Source organism: Chryseobacterium sp. L12, assembly GCF_056133985.1.
Genome location: NZ_JBVYOF010000024.1, coordinates 54,144 through 69,917, shown reverse-complemented (window position 1 = coordinate 69,917; position 15,774 = coordinate 54,144). Strand labels below are relative to the sequence as shown.

13 protein-coding genes and 1 pseudogene are annotated in these 15,774 nt (G+C 35.2%); 7 read left to right on the top strand and 7 right to left on the bottom strand.

The features are described 5' to 3' along the window. A pseudogene (locus tag AC0NBN_RS13675) lies at positions 1-179 on the top strand (IS982 family transposase); the annotation flags it as partial. A gap of 262 nt (positions 180-441) precedes the next feature. Next, the gene (locus AC0NBN_RS13670) at positions 442-795 is read left to right on the top strand and encodes a helix-turn-helix domain-containing protein (protein WP_143885047.1); all 354 of its coding nucleotides are present in this window, start codon (positions 442-444) and stop codon (positions 793-795) included. A gap of 5 nt (positions 796-800) precedes the next feature. Here AC0NBN_RS13670 and pdeM read toward each other — a convergent pair whose 3' ends face one another. The 4 genes from pdeM to AC0NBN_RS13650 all read right to left on the bottom strand — a co-directional run bounded on the left by pdeM (position 801) and on the right by AC0NBN_RS13650 (position 7,281). Then, positions 801-1,445, bottom strand: a complete 645-nt coding sequence (gene pdeM, locus AC0NBN_RS13665; RefSeq protein WP_160813968.1) for a ligase-associated DNA damage response endonuclease PdeM — start codon at positions 1,443-1,445, stop codon at positions 801-803. 165 nt (positions 1,446-1,610) lie between these two features. Then, positions 1,611-4,058, bottom strand: a complete 2,448-nt coding sequence (locus AC0NBN_RS13660) for a ligase-associated DNA damage response DEXH box helicase (RefSeq protein ID WP_160813967.1) — start codon at positions 4,056-4,058, stop codon at positions 1,611-1,613. 223 nt (positions 4,059-4,281) lie between these two features. Further along, a complete protein-coding gene (locus AC0NBN_RS13655) occupies positions 4,282-5,862 on the bottom strand; it encodes an ATP-dependent DNA ligase (protein WP_160813966.1) in 1,581 nt (526 codons plus the stop codon). Between the two features lie 396 nt (positions 5,863-6,258). Further along, on the bottom strand, positions 6,259-7,281 hold the full coding sequence (locus AC0NBN_RS13650) for a ligase-associated DNA damage response exonuclease (protein ID WP_160813965.1): 1,023 nt from the start codon (positions 7,279-7,281) through the stop codon (positions 6,259-6,261). A gap of 159 nt (positions 7,282-7,440) precedes the next feature. On the opposite strand from AC0NBN_RS13650, the gene AC0NBN_RS13645 reads away from it, so the two are divergent. The 5 genes from AC0NBN_RS13645 to AC0NBN_RS13625 all read left to right on the top strand — a co-directional run bounded on the left by AC0NBN_RS13645 (position 7,441) and on the right by AC0NBN_RS13625 (position 12,486). Further along, positions 7,441-8,067: a chloramphenicol acetyltransferase gene (locus AC0NBN_RS13645; protein WP_160813964.1), complete on the top strand. Its 627-nt coding sequence runs from the start codon at positions 7,441-7,443 to the stop codon at positions 8,065-8,067. A 92-nt stretch (positions 8,068-8,159) separates the two neighbouring features. Beyond that, the gene (rsmG, locus tag AC0NBN_RS13640; RefSeq protein ID WP_160813963.1) at positions 8,160-8,795 is read left to right on the top strand and encodes a 16S rRNA (guanine(527)-N(7))-methyltransferase RsmG; all 636 of its coding nucleotides are present in this window, start codon (positions 8,160-8,162) and stop codon (positions 8,793-8,795) included. A gap of 84 nt (positions 8,796-8,879) precedes the next feature. Beyond that, entirely contained in the window at positions 8,880-9,263 is a 384-nt protein-coding gene (locus tag AC0NBN_RS13635) for a hypothetical protein (protein ID WP_474468602.1), read from the top strand. Continuing rightward, a complete protein-coding gene (locus AC0NBN_RS13630) occupies positions 9,263-9,799 on the top strand; it encodes a DUF922 domain-containing protein (protein ID WP_160813961.1) in 537 nt (178 codons plus the stop codon). Before AC0NBN_RS13635 ends, AC0NBN_RS13630 begins: the two co-directional genes overlap by 1 nt. After that, positions 9,796-12,486, top strand: coding sequence for a PD-(D/E)XK nuclease family protein (locus AC0NBN_RS13625; RefSeq protein WP_160813960.1), 2,691 nt, complete (start codon positions 9,796-9,798; stop codon positions 12,484-12,486). Before AC0NBN_RS13630 ends, AC0NBN_RS13625 begins: the two co-directional genes overlap by 4 nt. Positions 12,487-12,551: 65 nt before the next feature. Here AC0NBN_RS13625 and AC0NBN_RS13620 read toward each other — a convergent pair whose 3' ends face one another. Genes AC0NBN_RS13620 through AC0NBN_RS13610 form a run of 3 tightly spaced genes read right to left on the bottom strand, consistent with a single transcriptional unit; the run spans position 12,552 to position 15,735 of the window. Further along, positions 12,552-13,730, bottom strand: a complete 1,179-nt coding sequence (locus tag AC0NBN_RS13620; protein WP_143885057.1) for an acyl-CoA dehydrogenase family protein — start codon at positions 13,728-13,730, stop codon at positions 12,552-12,554. 57 nt (positions 13,731-13,787) lie between these two features. Continuing rightward, complete coding sequence (locus AC0NBN_RS13615) at positions 13,788-14,528, bottom strand: NUDIX hydrolase (RefSeq protein ID WP_143885058.1); 741 nt, start codon at positions 14,526-14,528, stop codon at positions 13,788-13,790. 22 nt (positions 14,529-14,550) lie between these two features. Then, the gene (locus AC0NBN_RS13610) at positions 14,551-15,735 is read right to left on the bottom strand and encodes an MFS transporter (RefSeq protein WP_160813959.1); all 1,185 of its coding nucleotides are present in this window, start codon (positions 15,733-15,735) and stop codon (positions 14,551-14,553) included. Positions 15,736-15,774 lie beyond the last annotated feature (39 nt).

The window sequence follows — 15,774 nt, the reverse complement described above, 5'->3', positions numbered from 1 at the left end:
AGTCTGTAAACGATGAATTCAAGAATATTTGTCAAATAGAACTTACCCGTCACAGAAGTTTTGGTAACTTTATTCTGAATATTTTGTCGGCTTTAGCAGCTTATTCGTTCTTTGATAAAAAACCAACAATAAACACCAAGGGCGACATTATTGATCAAGATAGATTGATTGCGACTTAAATCGAACTCACATTATTTTAAATTATTTAGCATAAAGAAAAACAAGTCTCTAAAAACCAATGGTGAATAATTTTCATAAAAAAATACTAAAAAACGCCCTTGCTGATTAGAATCATAAACCAGAGATTAAAAAAATAATAATTTTGAGATCGTTATAGTTTAAATACTAAAATAATTAAATCTATTTTAAGTGACTATTATTACATTAAGATTTCATCAAAATTTAATAAAACTTAGCATTTAATAGAAAAAGGAACAACACATGACTAATAATAACCCAGACAAAGAAGCTGAATTAGATACATACTCAAAAAACGCTTTTAATATGCCAGACGAAGAGATTTTAAGATTAGCGAAGGAAAATTCACCAAGACTTCTCAGTAAATATAAATCGGTATATCCCGATTTTTTTTTAAAGCTTTCAGAGATCAATGCCAACCTGCAAAACTCTGAAATAATTTTTTGTATTTATCTGAAACTGAGATTAACGACCAAAGAAATAGCAATTTATACTTTTGTCACTCCAAAAGCTATACAGAATCGTAAAAACAGATTAAGAAAAAAGCTTGGAATATCATCAGATACAGACATTTATAAATGGTTTGACAATTTATAATATTTCTATATCTCATAGATTTCAGCATCCGTAAAAACATAGAATCTTCCTTTTTCAGGGAGATTTTTTGTATCTAAACCTGTAAATTCACTGAAAGCAGGAAGTAATAATTGATTGTCTGTCACCACAAAACACGGCAGTTTGATTTTTTTTACTGGAGAATTAATGATAAATCCGGGATGAATGTGTCCCGTAATCTGAAATTTTTCATTCTTTTTCTGAAAATCGTGAACGAATAAAAAATCATCAATATTTAGGGTTTCGTCCCTGAAATTAAGGCAGAGTTTAGCTTCAAGTTTCTTTGAAATTCTGTCGTGATTGCCTTCTACAAGATGGAATTCGAGGTTAGGGAACTCAGCTTTCCATTCACAGAATTTATCTACTCCGGAATTGTCTCCTGCGTGAAGCAGATCGCCGACAACAATAAATTTTTCCGGCTGAAAATATTCGATTAAAACGGATAATCGCTGCAGGTCATTTTCAAAAATATGATCGGAAAGCGCAATTCCGTTTTTGCGGAAATGGGCGGTTTTTCCGATGTGAAGATCCGACAAGATCAAGGCTTTTTCTTTTCTCCAGAATAATGCTCTCTGATTGGTTAACGTAAAGACTTCGTCCTGAATATGGATGTTTTTTGTTACTATTTTCATTTGATATAAAAACGTTAGCATTGCAATTGTCATTCTGACGAAAGAAGAATCTCAAATTTAAATAGATTCTTCACTACACTTCTGAACTGCGTTCGTAGACTTTCTGTCTATGTTCTGAATGACACAACGCCGTAAAATTCATAATTGACTTATTGACAATTAGCTCTATTTCCCTTTTTTCGCCTGCTGAATCAGTTTCTGAATTCTCGCATCCAGTCCTTCACTGGAAAGCGTCTGTCGCAAACTGTCCACTTTTATCGGGAAACTCAGCGGGGTAAAAGTATTGGCAAATTTCAGGATTATTTTTGATTTTTCAATCCGTTTAAAGGCTTCCACCAGTCGCTGTTCCTGCAATTGCGCATTAAAAACTTCTGTATAAGCCTGTCTTACAAGGAAATGGTTCGGATCGTAATCTTCGAGAACTTTGAAAATTAATCCTGCCGAACTTTGCAGAGATTTGTTGGAACGCTGTTTTCCTGCATAATTCTGGATCACCATTCCTGAAATAACCGCAATGTCACGGAATTTTCTTCTTGCCATTTCTGCTGAATTGATGCTGGAAATTACATCCGTCATCAGATTTTCCCTGCTCAGAATTTTATGAAGATTTTCATCATTCAGCGGAATTTCTTTGTCGCTGAACAGTTCAAAACCATAATCATTCATCGCCATTGAAAAGGAAATCGGAGCAAGTTTTGAAATTCTGTAGGCGATTAAAGCCGACATTACTTCGTGAACAAGCCGACCTTCAAACGGATACATAAACAAATGATAACCTTCACGGTTTTTAATGAGTTCCACCAAAAATTCATCACATTTCGGAATGTGAGAACGTTCTTCCTGATTCATCAGCAACGGGTTCAAAAACTTCAGCTCCTTTTCTGAAGCTTTCGGATTAAGCGCACCGGATAACTTTTCTCTTAAAAACTGACCTAAATTTGAACTTAAAGGCAGTCTTCCTCCCAGATAACTCGGCGCAAGAGCTTTTCCTTTGGAAGCGCGGACAAAAACCGTCATATCTTTAATCATCGCGACTTCCAGAACTCTTCCTGCCAAAATAAATTTTTCTTCTTTTTTTAGTTTTGAAATAAAATATTCTTCCACCATTCCGATATAACCGCCGGAAATGAATTTCACTTTCAGCATGGCATCGCTTACAATAACGCCCATATTCATCCGGTGAAGCATCGCAATTTTTCGGGACGTCACTTTATACAAACCGTCTTCCTGAATTACGATTTTATGGAATTCTTCATAGCTTTTCAATACACTTCCGCCGATGGTAAGAAAATCGAGGATGCTTTTCCATTCTTCATCCGTCATTTCCTGAAAAGCATAGACTTTTTTAATTCTTCCGTAAATTTCCTGCGGATAAAACCCGTCACCCACTGCTAAAGTCATTAAAAACTGAACCAGAACATCAAAACACAAAACCTGCGGATCTCTCGGCTCGATCACTTTCTGTTTTACGGCTTCCTTTAGAGCGGCAACTTCAATCAGTTCCAGTGAATGGGTTGGAACACAGTAGATTTTCGACGTTTCAAAAGGGGAGTGACCACTTCGTCCTGCTCGTTGTAAAAATCTAGCAACACCTTTTGCAGAACCGATCTGAATGACGGTATCAACCGGCTTAAAATCAATTCCCAAATCCAAAGAAGAGGTGGAAACGACGGCTTTTAACTTTCCGGAACTTAAATTTTCCTCGATCCAGATTCTCAGATGAGCATCAATTGAACTGTGATGAATGGCAATCTGTCCTGCAAAATCGGGATAGGCCTGAAGCAATAATTGGTACCACATTTCACTCTGGCTTCTCGTATTGGTAAAAACAATGGTCGATTTTGATTCTAAGATAATGGGCACTACTTTATCTGCTAATTTTTGTCCGAGATGTCCCGCCCAAGGAAGAATTTCCACTTCATCCGGAAAAACGGAGAGAATATCAATTTTTTTCTGTTCTTTGGCGGTAATTTTCGTTTTTTTGATGTCATACGGAATTAAAATATCCATTGCTTCATCCAGATTTCCTATGGTTGCTGTAATTCCCCAGATTTTCATTTTGGGAGCATATTTTGTAAGCTGGGAAATTCCCAATTCCACCATTATACCGCGTTTTGATCCGAGTAATTCGTGCCATTCGTCCACAACTACAGTTTTTAAGTCTTTAAAAAAACGTTCGTGATTTTTCTGCCCGAGAAGAAGATATAAACTTTCCGGTGTCACCACAAGAATTTCAGGCATATTTTTTACCTGTTGCTGCCGTACTTTCGGATCGGTGTCGCCGTTTCTTACTCCAACTGTCCAATCCAGTCCGATTTCGTCAATTGCTTCCTGCATTGCTTTGGCGATGTCTTTGGACAGTGATCGGAGCGGTGTGATCCAGATCATTTTTAAGCCCTTTCCATATTTTTCAGGATGGTTTAAGAAATGGTTTAACAATGCTAAAAAAACAGAAAATGTTTTTCCAAAACCGGTCGGAGCAATCACCATTCCGCTGTAACCGTTCTCAAATTTCTGCCACGTATCGACCTGAAACTTAAATGGGGAATTGCCTTTATCCGCCATCCATTGCTGAATGACTTTAAAGCCGTTGGTATTTTCGAATTGATTCAAGATTTTAGTTAAAGTTCAATAATATCAAAATATGCACCTTTTTATTTGAAACTGCAGAGCAGTTTTATCTGTGTAGTAAATTTAATAATTATAGAGTTGGCGCTCCGGAGGTGCGCTATTTTTTTTTCAAACGATTTAGATAAAACTCCTACGGAGTTCCAAAAAGTTGGAAATAAATGGTTGTTTCTACACAGATAAAGCTCCTCTGGAGCTTTGAAGAATCTCACTGTATCAATTTTTTTATCTCTTCCAAATCATCAATCTCATCCACCGTTTTATCTTTTCGCCATCGTAAAATTCTCGGAAATCTTAGCGCAACGCCGCTTTTGTGACGGTTGCTGAAGCCGATTCCTTCAAAAGCAATTTCAAAAACCAATTCAGCTTTTACAGTTCGAACCGGACCGAATTTTTCAATGGCATTTTTATTCACAAATTTACTGACTTCCATAATTTCTTTGTCTGTTAATCCTGAATAAGCTTTGGCGATCGTTACTAATTTACCTTCGTTTTTCACGGCAAAAGTGTAATCGGTATAGTATGCGCTTCGTCTTCCGCTTCCTTTTTGGGCATAAATCAGAACTACGTCAATGGTTAAAGGACTGATTTTCCATTTCCACCAGTCGCCCTTTTTTCTTCCGGAATGATAAGGTGAGTTTTTCTGTTTAAGCATCAAACCTTCACTGTTGATGTCTCTGGAATTTTCTCTGATCCTGTTCAATTCTTGCCAGTTTTCAAATTCTATTGATTCGGAAATTTTGATGTTTTCAGGATTTTCATTCAATAATAATTCTTCAAGCATGGCACGTCTTGCAGAGATGGGTTTTTCACGCAAATCGTTTCCTTCCAGTTCTAAAAGATCATACGCAAAGACTTCAATCGGAATTTCAGAAAGCATTTTTTTTGTTAATGTTTTACGGTTCAGACGTTTTTGTAATTCATTAAAATTTAAAACTTTCTCGTCCTTTACAGCGAGAATTTCTCCATCAATTACAAAATTTCCATTCATCTGCTGAATTGCTTCTGCAATTTCAGGAAATTGTTCCGTCACCAGTTCTTCACCTCTTGACCAGATGAAAACTTCATTATTACGTTTAATAATCTGTCCGCGGATTCCGTCCCATTTGTATTCAATCAGCCATTCATCGGGAGTTCCGAGTTCTTCCAAATCTTTTTCTAATGGATAAGCCAGACAGAACGGATAGGGTTTTGAATTATCCGGATTCACATTTTCAGCTGAAATCAATCCCTGAAAAGAAACTTCGGCTGGTTGCCATTTTCCCATCAAACTGTGCATTAATGCGCTGGATTCCTGTCCGGAAAACTTTGTCAGGGCATTTATCAGTGTTTTATCAGAAACTCCGATTCTGAAACTTCCGCCCAGTAGTTTATTGAAAATCAGTCGTTCCGTATAATCTAAACCATTCCACGAATTCAGAACAAATTCTTTTTTTTCAGCGTCGGTTTTTGTTTTTAAATTGATAATATCTTTCATCCACTCCGATAATGAGCGTTCGATTTTTTCCGTGGGTGGTGGAAGAATCAGGGAAATAGTTTCGCCCAAATCTCCGACTGACGAATAGCTTTCCTGAAACAGCCAGAACGGTAACTCCGTAATTTCCAAAGCCCATTTTTTCATATAATTGGTGTTTACATTCCGTTTAGGTCTTTTGCCCGTAAACAACGCAATGAACCAGACTTTATCTTCATCAGGCGCACGTTCCAGATAATCGATGATGGCATCGATTTTAGCATTGGTTTTATTGGTGCTTTCGAGAGCATTGATCAGTTCTGCGAAATGTTTCATAAATTTTAATTGGCGTTTTTTAAACGTATGTTTGTAATATTTGGGTAGCTTTTGGCTACGCCTAATTGCATTTATTATTTTTTTATGGCAGCAATTTCCGCCCTCCGTTCCCGCTTTTTGCAGTTTTGCCATTGCTTTTTCCTGCTGGAAAACTGCAAAAGAGCTCCACTCAGGTCGGGCTGCGTGCAATTCGTTGTCTAAATCTTTATCAGGTCGCTCCTACGGAGCTCCGCTTTATTGCGCTCTATTTTTTCTATTAACCGCAAGCTCTTCCTGAGCTTTCCAATATTATAACTTCTTTAGTACAACGTTTAAGTTCCTGCGAAATTTTTTAAAAGTTTTATTTAATCTTTAAACCGTGTCAAGGTTTTGAACCTTGACACGGTTAATTTCAAATTAATTATTATCCTTTACGATTTCTTTCTCTTTTTCCTCCTCATCATCGTCTCCATACAATGTTTCCATCACATCAGATTTAATTCCGATTTCGTTCAAATATTTAGAAAAAACTTCGGTTTGTCCGTGCGTAACGTGGACGATCTCCGCTTCGGTAGCTTTTATAGCCTGTAACAAACCTTTCCAGTCGGCGTGATCGCTCATCGGAAAACCAGCATCTGCACTTCTCCATCGTCTTGCACCGCGCACCTGCATCCATCCGGAACAGATCGCTGTTGCCGCATCCGGAATTTTTTTAATCACATTGGAATCCAGCAAAGCAGGCGGAACAATCACGATATCTCCTGCAACGTGTTTGATGCTTTCCCTGAAATCGGGAATTTCATAATCAGGAAGTACAATTCCGACTTCTTCAAAAGCTTTATTCAGTTTCCCAATCGAGTAGTGGACGTGGATTTTTCCCGTTCCTTCAACGGCTTTCATTACCCGTTGTGCTTTGCCCAGAGAATAACCGATGAAAACAGAGGTTTTTTGATTTTCCTGATTTCTGAGAACCCAGTTTTGGAGCTTTTTATTCAGATCCGGAACTTCCAGCCAGTTGTAAATTGGCAGTCCAAAGGTACTTTCAGTAACGAATTCATTGCATTTTACCAGTTCAAAAGGGGTGCTTAATCCATCATCCTGAACTTTATAATCTCCTGAAACAACGCTTACATAGCCTTTATATTCCAACCGGATTTGCGCAGAACCGATGATATGACCAGCAGGATGAAGTGAAACTTTTACGCCGTTAATATTGATGACTTCACCATATTCCACGCTCTGAACTTCAAGATCTTCGCTGATTCTCTTGTGCAGAATAGGTTTGGTAAAATGATGACACAAGTATTTTTTCATTCCCCAACGAGCGTGATCGGCATGTCCATGTGTAATGACCGCCAAGTCAACCGGTCGCCACGGATCAATGTAGAATTTTCCTTGTGGACAGTAGATTCCTTTATTTGTGAATGTGATGAGTTTCAAGACTATGAATTTATTATTTTTTCATTCAAAAAGCTGACCAATTTATTAAAATAATATTTTAGTATAAAATGCCCCGCATGATATCAGTTTCTTAAAATTGTCCGCTGTTTCTGATATTTATAATAAAAAACTTTCAGAGATTTGCAAAAAAATAAATTAATGAAGGTAATAAATATTGAAAACTGGAACAGAAAAGAACATTTTAAATTTTTCTCTGCCATGAAAAGTCCGTATTTCGGATTTACAACAGAAGTAGATTGTACCAAAGCTTATGAAACGGCAAAAGAAAACGGATATTCTTTCTTTTCTTATTATCTGTATAAATCAATGGTTGCTATTAATGCTGTAGATGAATTAAAACTGAGGATAATTGATGATCAAGTTATTTTATTTGATGAAGTTCATGTCGGAAGCACCATTGGACGAACAGACGGAACATTTGGGTTCTCTTTTTTTCATTATTCTGAAGATTTTACAATTTTTAATGAAAGACTTCAAGATCAGATAAGTACAGTTCAAAATTCTACCGGTTTAGGAATCAGAAATGAGATTTTACCCGTTAATCATATTCGGCACACAACAATTCCGTGGAATTCATTTTCTGCAATTGTGCATCCTACCAATTTTGATCCTGAAGAGTGCATTCCTAAAATTGCTTTTGGTAAATTTAATATTCGAGAAGGCAAAAAAATGATGCCTGTATCTATCGAAGCTCACCACGGTCTAGCAGACGGTATTCATCTGGCAAAATATTTTGAAGAATTTCAGAGACAGTTAGATTTGTAAAACTTAAAATTTGAACCTAATCATTTAATCTCAAAGTAATAATTCCTCATAAAATAATAAAAACCCTTATTTTTGCTTTTCATAATTACTATATGTCATTAAAAATTATTCTTAAATATTTTCCCAATTTATCAGAAAAACAAATTGAACAGTTTGCAAAGCTTGAAGATCTGTATAAGGAGTGGAATGAAAAAATAAATGTTATTTCCAGAAAAGATACAGATTCACTTTACGAAAAGCACGTGCTTCATTCTTTAGGAATAGCAAAAGTAATGGAATTTGCTTCCGGAACAAAAGTTCTGGATATAGGAACAGGTGGTGGTTTTCCTGGAATTCCTTTAGCCATTCTTTTTCCTGAAACACAATTTACCCTGATTGATTCTATAGGAAAAAAAATTACAGTTGTAAACGGAGTAGCAGAAGGCATTGGTCTGGAAAACCTTACTGCAATTCACGGAAGGGCAGAAAAGGTGAAAGATAAGTTTCATTTTATCGTAAGCAGAGCAGTGACGCAGATGCCAGAATTTTTGCGCTGGCTGAAAGGGAAATTTGAAAAAGACCAGTTTAATACTAAACATAATGGCGTTCTGTATTTAAAAGGCGGAGATTTGGCAGAAGAACTTGCCGGATTAAAATGTGAACTCTTTAGTCTGAAAATTTATTTTGAAGAAGATTTTTTTGAAACAAAAAAAGTGGTTTATTTATCAAAAGGTAATTTTAATTCGTAATTCAGCAATTATTAGGAATAATTTTTGCTAACTTTAATTTTCAAAACAAAATACACCATCATGAAATCTCTGCTAAAAATCTGTTTGATAACATCTTTTTTGGGACTATCTGTTATTTCCTGTAAAGAAGACGAAGATTATGAAACGATAGAATCTGTAGAAAAGATAAAAATAGACAGTGTAAAAATAGTGAGCGATACGATGTCTGTATTTTCAGTTCAAAGTATAAGAACCTATTCAAAATACCAATCAAAATGTCAGGGATTTTATGGATATGATTATATTCATTCCGAAGAAACAGAACGGGATATAACTGCATATCAATATTTTACCAACGGCACTTGTCCGCAGGTGGAATATTCAGCAGCAAATCAAATCAATTTCCATCCTCAGAAAAAGGGAGTTTATACTTTTAGATTCTGGACTGGTGAAAATACCTGGATTACAAAAAACATCGTTGTTAATTAATGAAATATTTATTTGTTCTCTTTATAATATCTTTTAATTTTTTTTCTGCTCAGAAAATCGAATGGAAAGATGACCAGAAATTGGTTTGGGAAAACTTCAGAAGCAAAAAAAACAATCTTGGAGAAACAGACGTCGTGGCTTATACCCATTGTGGATGGGAATATTCGGTAATCACATCAAGCGATCCTAAGGTTTCTGTAAAAATTGATATTCAAACTATTTTTAATGAAGATAAGTCCTGGAAAGATGACAAAAGAATCAATGACTATGTTTTGGTTCATGAACAAAAGCATTTTGATATAGCTGAAATTCACGCTAGAAAACTGAGAAAAGAAGTTGCTGCAAGAATTAAAAACACAAGCGATTTTAATAAATATTTCAAATCTATATACGCTAAAATATCTTCCGAATATAAAAATTATCAGGCTGCGTATGACAGAGATACCAGTCATGGTATGAATAAAGAAAAACAATCTGAATATAACAGCAGGATTGCCGATGATCTGGAACAATTAAAAAATTACCAAAAACTGTGAAATTTTTAAATAAAATAATTGACGAATTATTAGCTCAAAACAATGATCTGTCACAGTTTAATATCATTTTACCCGGAAAAAGACCCATAGTTTTCATACGGCAGATTCTTGAAGAACGCCAATATTCAGGATTTCTTCCTGATTTTTTTACGATTGAAGAACTAATTGTCAAAATTGTAGACAAACAAACCATAGACGGAATATCGCTGTGGCTTTTTGCATTTGAAGTGTATAAAAATTTGCATCTGATCCCCAATGATGATTTCTCAGAATTCTTAAAATGGTTTCCCACGCTACAAAAAGACTGGGATGATATTTTAAAGTTTTCCGAAAGTGATGAAGCCGTACTGCAATATATGTTTGATGAAGAGCGCATCAAAGAATGGGCGCAAGATCTGGGAGATGATGAGGTTCCGCGTAAAAAATTCCTCAATTTCTGGCGGAATATGAATGTATTTTTACCTGAATTAAAAAAGAAACTACAGGAAAAAAACTGGGCTACTCCGGGAATGACTCATGAGCTGGCAAAACTTAAAATTCAGGATTTTGCCCAAAAGAATAATGATAATTTTGTTTTTTGCGGTTTTAATGCCTTTACACCTGTAGAAGAAAAACTGGTAAGAAATCTCTTGCAGTGGGATAAAGCACAATGCTTCTTTCAGGCAGACCGGTATTATTTTGATGATGAAAGACAAGAGGCAGGAAAATTCCTCAGAAATCATAAAATGTGGAAGGAATTCAATGACAGCCGTGCATTTCACTGGATAGAAGACGATTTTAATCAGCCTAAAAACATCAATGTATACGAAGTTTCGGGAAATGTCACCCAGACTAAAATCTTACCTGAAATTTTTAAAGATATTAATAATAAGACTTTCACGAATACAGCTGTGGTGTTGCTGGATGAAAACCTTCTTCCTGCAACTCTGGATGTAATGCATGAAGTGGAAAATCTCAATATTACAATGGGTTTTCCGCTTAAAAATCTTTCATTTTCCAATGCGGTGAAGCAATTATTTTATTTGCAGAAGCAGCTTGAAAAAAATAAAACCTCATACTATTACAGAGATCTATTTCCAATATTGGAAGAACTTCCGAAATCTGATGAAGATGATCAGATCATTATTCATTTTAAATCTAAAATAGAAGAAAGGAATATTGTTTACATTTCTCAGAAATTACTGAAAGAGCTGTTGGGAGACCTTTCTTACTTCAAACTTTTGCAGAAAGCCGAGTCTGAATATCAGTTTTTAGATGATCTCATCAGTTTCTGCCGACAGATTAAATGGCTTCAGCTGGACGATATACAATACGAAAACATATCGCATTTTGAAAATGCTTTCCGCCTTATTAAAAACCAGATTACTCCGTATGGTTTTGAGATAAAGATGGAAACGCTGGAGATTCTGATCAATCAGCACATCAATTCTGAAAGCATAGATTTTATCGGAGAGCCCCTAAAAGGATTACAGGTAATGGGACTTTTGGAAACAAGACTCCTTAATTTCGAAAATGTGATTCTTCTTTCTGTAAATGAAGGCAAACTACCGCTTGGAAACTCGCAAAACACCTACATTCCTTTTGATATAAGAAGACATTTTGATCTGCATACCTTTCTGGAAAATGACAGCATTTATGCCTACCATTTTTACCGCCTTCTTCAGGATGCGAAGAATATACACTTACTTTTTAATGCTTTAAGTTCGGGAGTTAATACCGGGGAAAAGAGTCGTTTTATAACCCAGATTGAGATGGAAAGCCAGCATCAGATCAACCATATTATTGTTGAAAATTCCTCTGATCCCATTATCAGCAAACCAATTGAAATTGTGAAAACTACTATCGTGATTCAGCAGCTTTCAAAATGGAAAGAAAAAGTTTCAGCTTCACATCTTACGAGTTATCTGTACAATCCTATAGATTTTTATCTCTCAAAGGTTTTAAATACATCGGAAACTGATGAAATCGAAGAAGAATTATCCATCAGAAATTATGGTAATTTAGTACATTATACACTTCAAGAGATATATGAAAACATTAAAAGTAAAACATTAAAAAATATTGATTTACAAACATCTATTCAACGAATAGATGAATTTATAGACATTGCTATTGAAAAGTTGAAACATCAACCTGAATTTTATAACAAAGGGATGAATTTCATTCATAAAGCAATTGCCAGAAAAGTAATTTTAAATATCCTTAATCATGATCTCGAACTGATAAAATCTGGAAACACACTGGAAATTGTAGACATTGAAAAAAGATTTGAAAATATTGATTTCTATCTGGATAAAGAAAAAACTGATAAAGTTTCATTTTTTGGTTTTATTGACCGAATTGATAAGCTTAACGGAAATATTAGAATTATAGATTATAAAACAGCAAAAACAAAAAATCTCACGGTAAAGATTGATGAACTAAATCAGTCAGATTATTTTCAGAACAGTGAGAGAAAACAGGCAATGCAGCTCTGCCTTTATCAGTATGTTATTCAGAATCTGCCGGAATTTTGGGGTTATCCCGTAGAAACAGGAATATGGAGTTTTGCAGATGCCAAAAAAGGAGTGGTATCACTGGAATTTGCTCAGGGAAGCCTTGATGATGCAATGATTTCTATTCAGAATTTAATTTTAGAAATTCTGAATCCTGACATTAATTTCATTGAAAAGTCAAAATCTTTTTAAAGTGAATATCGCAAATAATTTATTAAAAAAAACCTTCAAGATTTTACTTGAAGGTTTAATTATATTTAAAAAGCATTAAAGCCTGTAATATCAAGACCTGTGATCAGCAAATGGACATCGTGAGTTCCTTCATAGGTAATGACAGATTCAAGATTGGCAGCGTGACGCATCATCGGAAATTCACCCATAATTCCCATTCCGCCTAAAATCTGACGGGATTCTCTGGCTATATCAATTGCCATTTTCACATTATTTCTTTTTGCCATTGAAATCTGAGCGGGTGAAGCTTTGTGATCATTTTTCAGATTCCCCAATTGCAGACAAAGCAACTGTGCTTTAGTAATTTCCGTTAAAAACTCAGCAAGTTTTTTCTGTTGCAACTGAAAAGAGCCAATAGGTTTTCCAAATTGTTTTCTTTCTTTAGAATATTGCACAGCAGTACAATAACAGTCGATTGCTGCACCTATAACTCCCCAGGAAATTCCGTATCGGGCAGAATTTAAACAAGACAAAGGTCCTTTCAATCCTGTAACACCGGGAAGAAGATTTTCCTTAGGAACTTTCACATCATTAAATACCAGTTCACCTGTTTTAGAAGCTCTGAGACTCCATTTATGATGAGTTTCAGGGGTCGTAAAGCCTTTCATTCCTCTTTCAACAATTAAGCCCTGTACTTTTCCTTCTTCATTTTTAGCCCAAATTACGGCAATATCACAAAGTGGAGCATTGGTAATCCACATTTTCGCTCCATTTAAAAGATAATGATCTCCCATATCTTTAAAATAGGTTTCCATAGAACCGGGATCTGAACCGTGATTAGGTTCAGTCAGACCAAATGATCCGATCATTTCTCCAGAAGCTAATTGAGGCAGATATTTTCTTTTTTGCTCTTCAGAACCGAATTCATTGATTGGAAACATTACCAGCGAACTCTGTACTGAGGCAGCAGAACGCACTGCAGAATCGCCTCTTTCCAGTTCCTGCATTATTAAACCATAAGAAATCTGATCAAGACCCGATCCTCCGTATTCTTCAGGAATATAAGGTCCCAAAGCACCTATTTTCCCTAATTCTTTCATCAGATTGGGCAAATCTGTATGATTTTGAGCAGCTTCATCAATATTAGGCATTACAAAACTTTCTACCCAGTCTCTTACAGATTGGCGTATAAGTTTGTGTTCTTCGGTAAGTAAGGCATCTATTCCGAAATAATCCGGGATGCTTGTAAGCGGATAATATGACATGCGATTAATTTTGCTAAAAATAAACTTTTTTTGTAAGGCTTGAAAAAAAAATTCCGGTTATTTTTTTATAAATCTGTACAGATACGGAGCTTTATTGGCAGATCCGTCATATAATTTTTCCATTCTTTCTAAAGAATTAGTACTTAATATCTTACGCTGAAAATTATTTCTCCTAAGTTTTTCACCCAAAATAGTTTCGTATAAACACTGGAGATCCTTCATGGTAAATTTTTCCGGCAAAAGATTACTGGCAGCAATTTGCGTATCAATATTCTTACGGAGATGATTCAGACCTTCTGCAATAATTCTGTCATGATCAAACGCCATTTGTGGCAGTTTACCAACTTCAAACCATGCACAGGATTCATTGAACGCATCAGGAAAAGTATTGGCAAGTGAAAAGTCTATCAGACTACAGTAACCAACGGTAATAAATCTCTGTAAGATCCAGTGATCCATTGGTACATCCAGACCTTTATTATTGATTAAAGTTTTGTGTACATTATTTTCCGTACGGTTAACTCTTCCGAAAGTATGAAATTGCTCCAGAAAAAGACCCTTTAGATGAGTTCTTTCATATAATACTCGTTCTGCAGCAGCCCGGAGATCCTCATCAATAAATACGAAACCGCCGGGAAGAGAATAGAGGTTCAGATCGTGATATTTAAGCAATAAAACTTTCAGAATATTATCATGGAAACCAAAAATAGTACAGTCTACAGAGACATTAGGAATTAAATTCTTACTGTCAATAAGTTCTTTTAGGCTTTCAATACTTTTATTGTGGTCAGTTTTCATTTCGTAAAAATAAAATTATTTTTTAAATTTTTGTCCTGAGAAGCTTAAAATAGAAAAAAGAAAGCAATAAAATAATTGTAACGGCTGATAATACATATATTGAATAGTAATTAAGAAGCTGATTTTCAAATAATATTGAGATTATCATTGAACTTACAGAACTTCCCAAAGAAGAGAATATTACAATGAGTGAGGTGAAAGTATTAATTTTATCTTTATCAATGGTGGCAATCATTTTTGCATTAATTACAGGATAAAGAGGTGCAAGAAACAGTCCTATGAATGGGAACACATATACTAAAAATGCTGAATTATCGGGAAAGAAAAAAAGCAATACAGAGATGAGAATCAAAACAAAAATGATCAGTAGAACACAGGTAATAAAATAACGGTGTAAAGGAAAACGCTGAATAATTTTTGAAGTTAAAACCCGACCTATATAGGAAAACACTGCTAAAAAAGACGTTGCCTGAAGTGCAAAGAATGAATTGACTTTAAAATGATCCTTATAAAATGCAGGCAGCCAAGAGTTGAAACTCTGCTCCGTAAAAACAATAAAAAATATAACGGCTAAAAAAAATACAACAGGAAGATTTCCGAAGCCTGAAAGATCGGGAAGGAGAGTGGCTTTTATCTTTGAAGGCTCACTTATTTTGATCACCGAAAACAGATAGACTGTAACAAATGATATAAGAGAGATAAACAAAAAACCAAACTTCCAGAACTCACCAAATTTACTTGAAATCAGCAGTCCAAATCCCATATTTACAACAAAAATTCCCACCATATAAGCTGCTTCTACACTATTCATGGTTTTTGCGAGTGATCTTTCCTCTATCATATTGTTGCGGATAATTCCGTAAACACAAATTTTTCCGAGGGCAAAACAGGTTCCGATAATGGCAAACCATAATTTATAAAACCAAAATACCTCAACGAAAGGCAAGATAAGTGAGCATACACCTACCAAAAGAAGTGAAAATATCAAAGATTTTTTAGTTCCGAAACGACTGATAAAACCCACAGCAAAAAGTGAAATAATTGCAATAGGAATATCTTTAAAAGACTCTAAAAATCCCAGCTTATTATAATTGATTTTTTCGTCCGAAAGCTGAAGAATAATAATGCCCATACAGTTGAGTACCATTGAAAAAATAAGAAAAGTAAGCTTAAGGGGAAGCGAAATATTGGGCTGCTTGGTAATCATTTTAGAGAAATATTTTAACTTTTTAACGACAGTTTTTAA

Excerpts from the sequence above, each read along its gene's own strand:
- AC0NBN_RS13670 (WP_143885047.1), top strand. The coding sequence starts at position 442 with ATGACTAATAATAACCCAGACAAAGAAGCTGAATTAGATACATACTCA.
- pdeM (WP_160813968.1), bottom strand. The coding sequence starts at position 1,445 with ATGAAAATAGTAACAAAAAACATCCATATTCAGGACGAAGTCTTTACG.
- AC0NBN_RS13655 (WP_160813966.1), bottom strand. The coding sequence starts at position 5,862 with ATGAAACATTTCGCAGAACTGATCAATGCTCTCGAAAGCACCAATAAA.
- AC0NBN_RS13645 (WP_160813964.1), top strand. The coding sequence starts at position 7,441 with ATGAAGGTAATAAATATTGAAAACTGGAACAGAAAAGAACATTTTAAA.
- rsmG (WP_160813963.1), top strand. The coding sequence starts at position 8,160 with ATGTCATTAAAAATTATTCTTAAATATTTTCCCAATTTATCAGAAAAA.
- AC0NBN_RS13630 (WP_160813961.1), top strand. The coding sequence starts at position 9,263 with ATGAAATATTTATTTGTTCTCTTTATAATATCTTTTAATTTTTTTTCT.
- AC0NBN_RS13620 (WP_143885057.1), bottom strand. The coding sequence starts at position 13,730 with ATGTCATATTATCCGCTTACAAGCATCCCGGATTATTTCGGAATAGAT.
- AC0NBN_RS13615 (WP_143885058.1), bottom strand. The coding sequence starts at position 14,528 with ATGAAAACTGACCACAATAAAAGTATTGAAAGCCTAAAAGAACTTATT.
- AC0NBN_RS13610 (WP_160813959.1), bottom strand. The coding sequence starts at position 15,735 with ATGATTACCAAGCAGCCCAATATTTCGCTTCCCCTTAAGCTTACTTTT.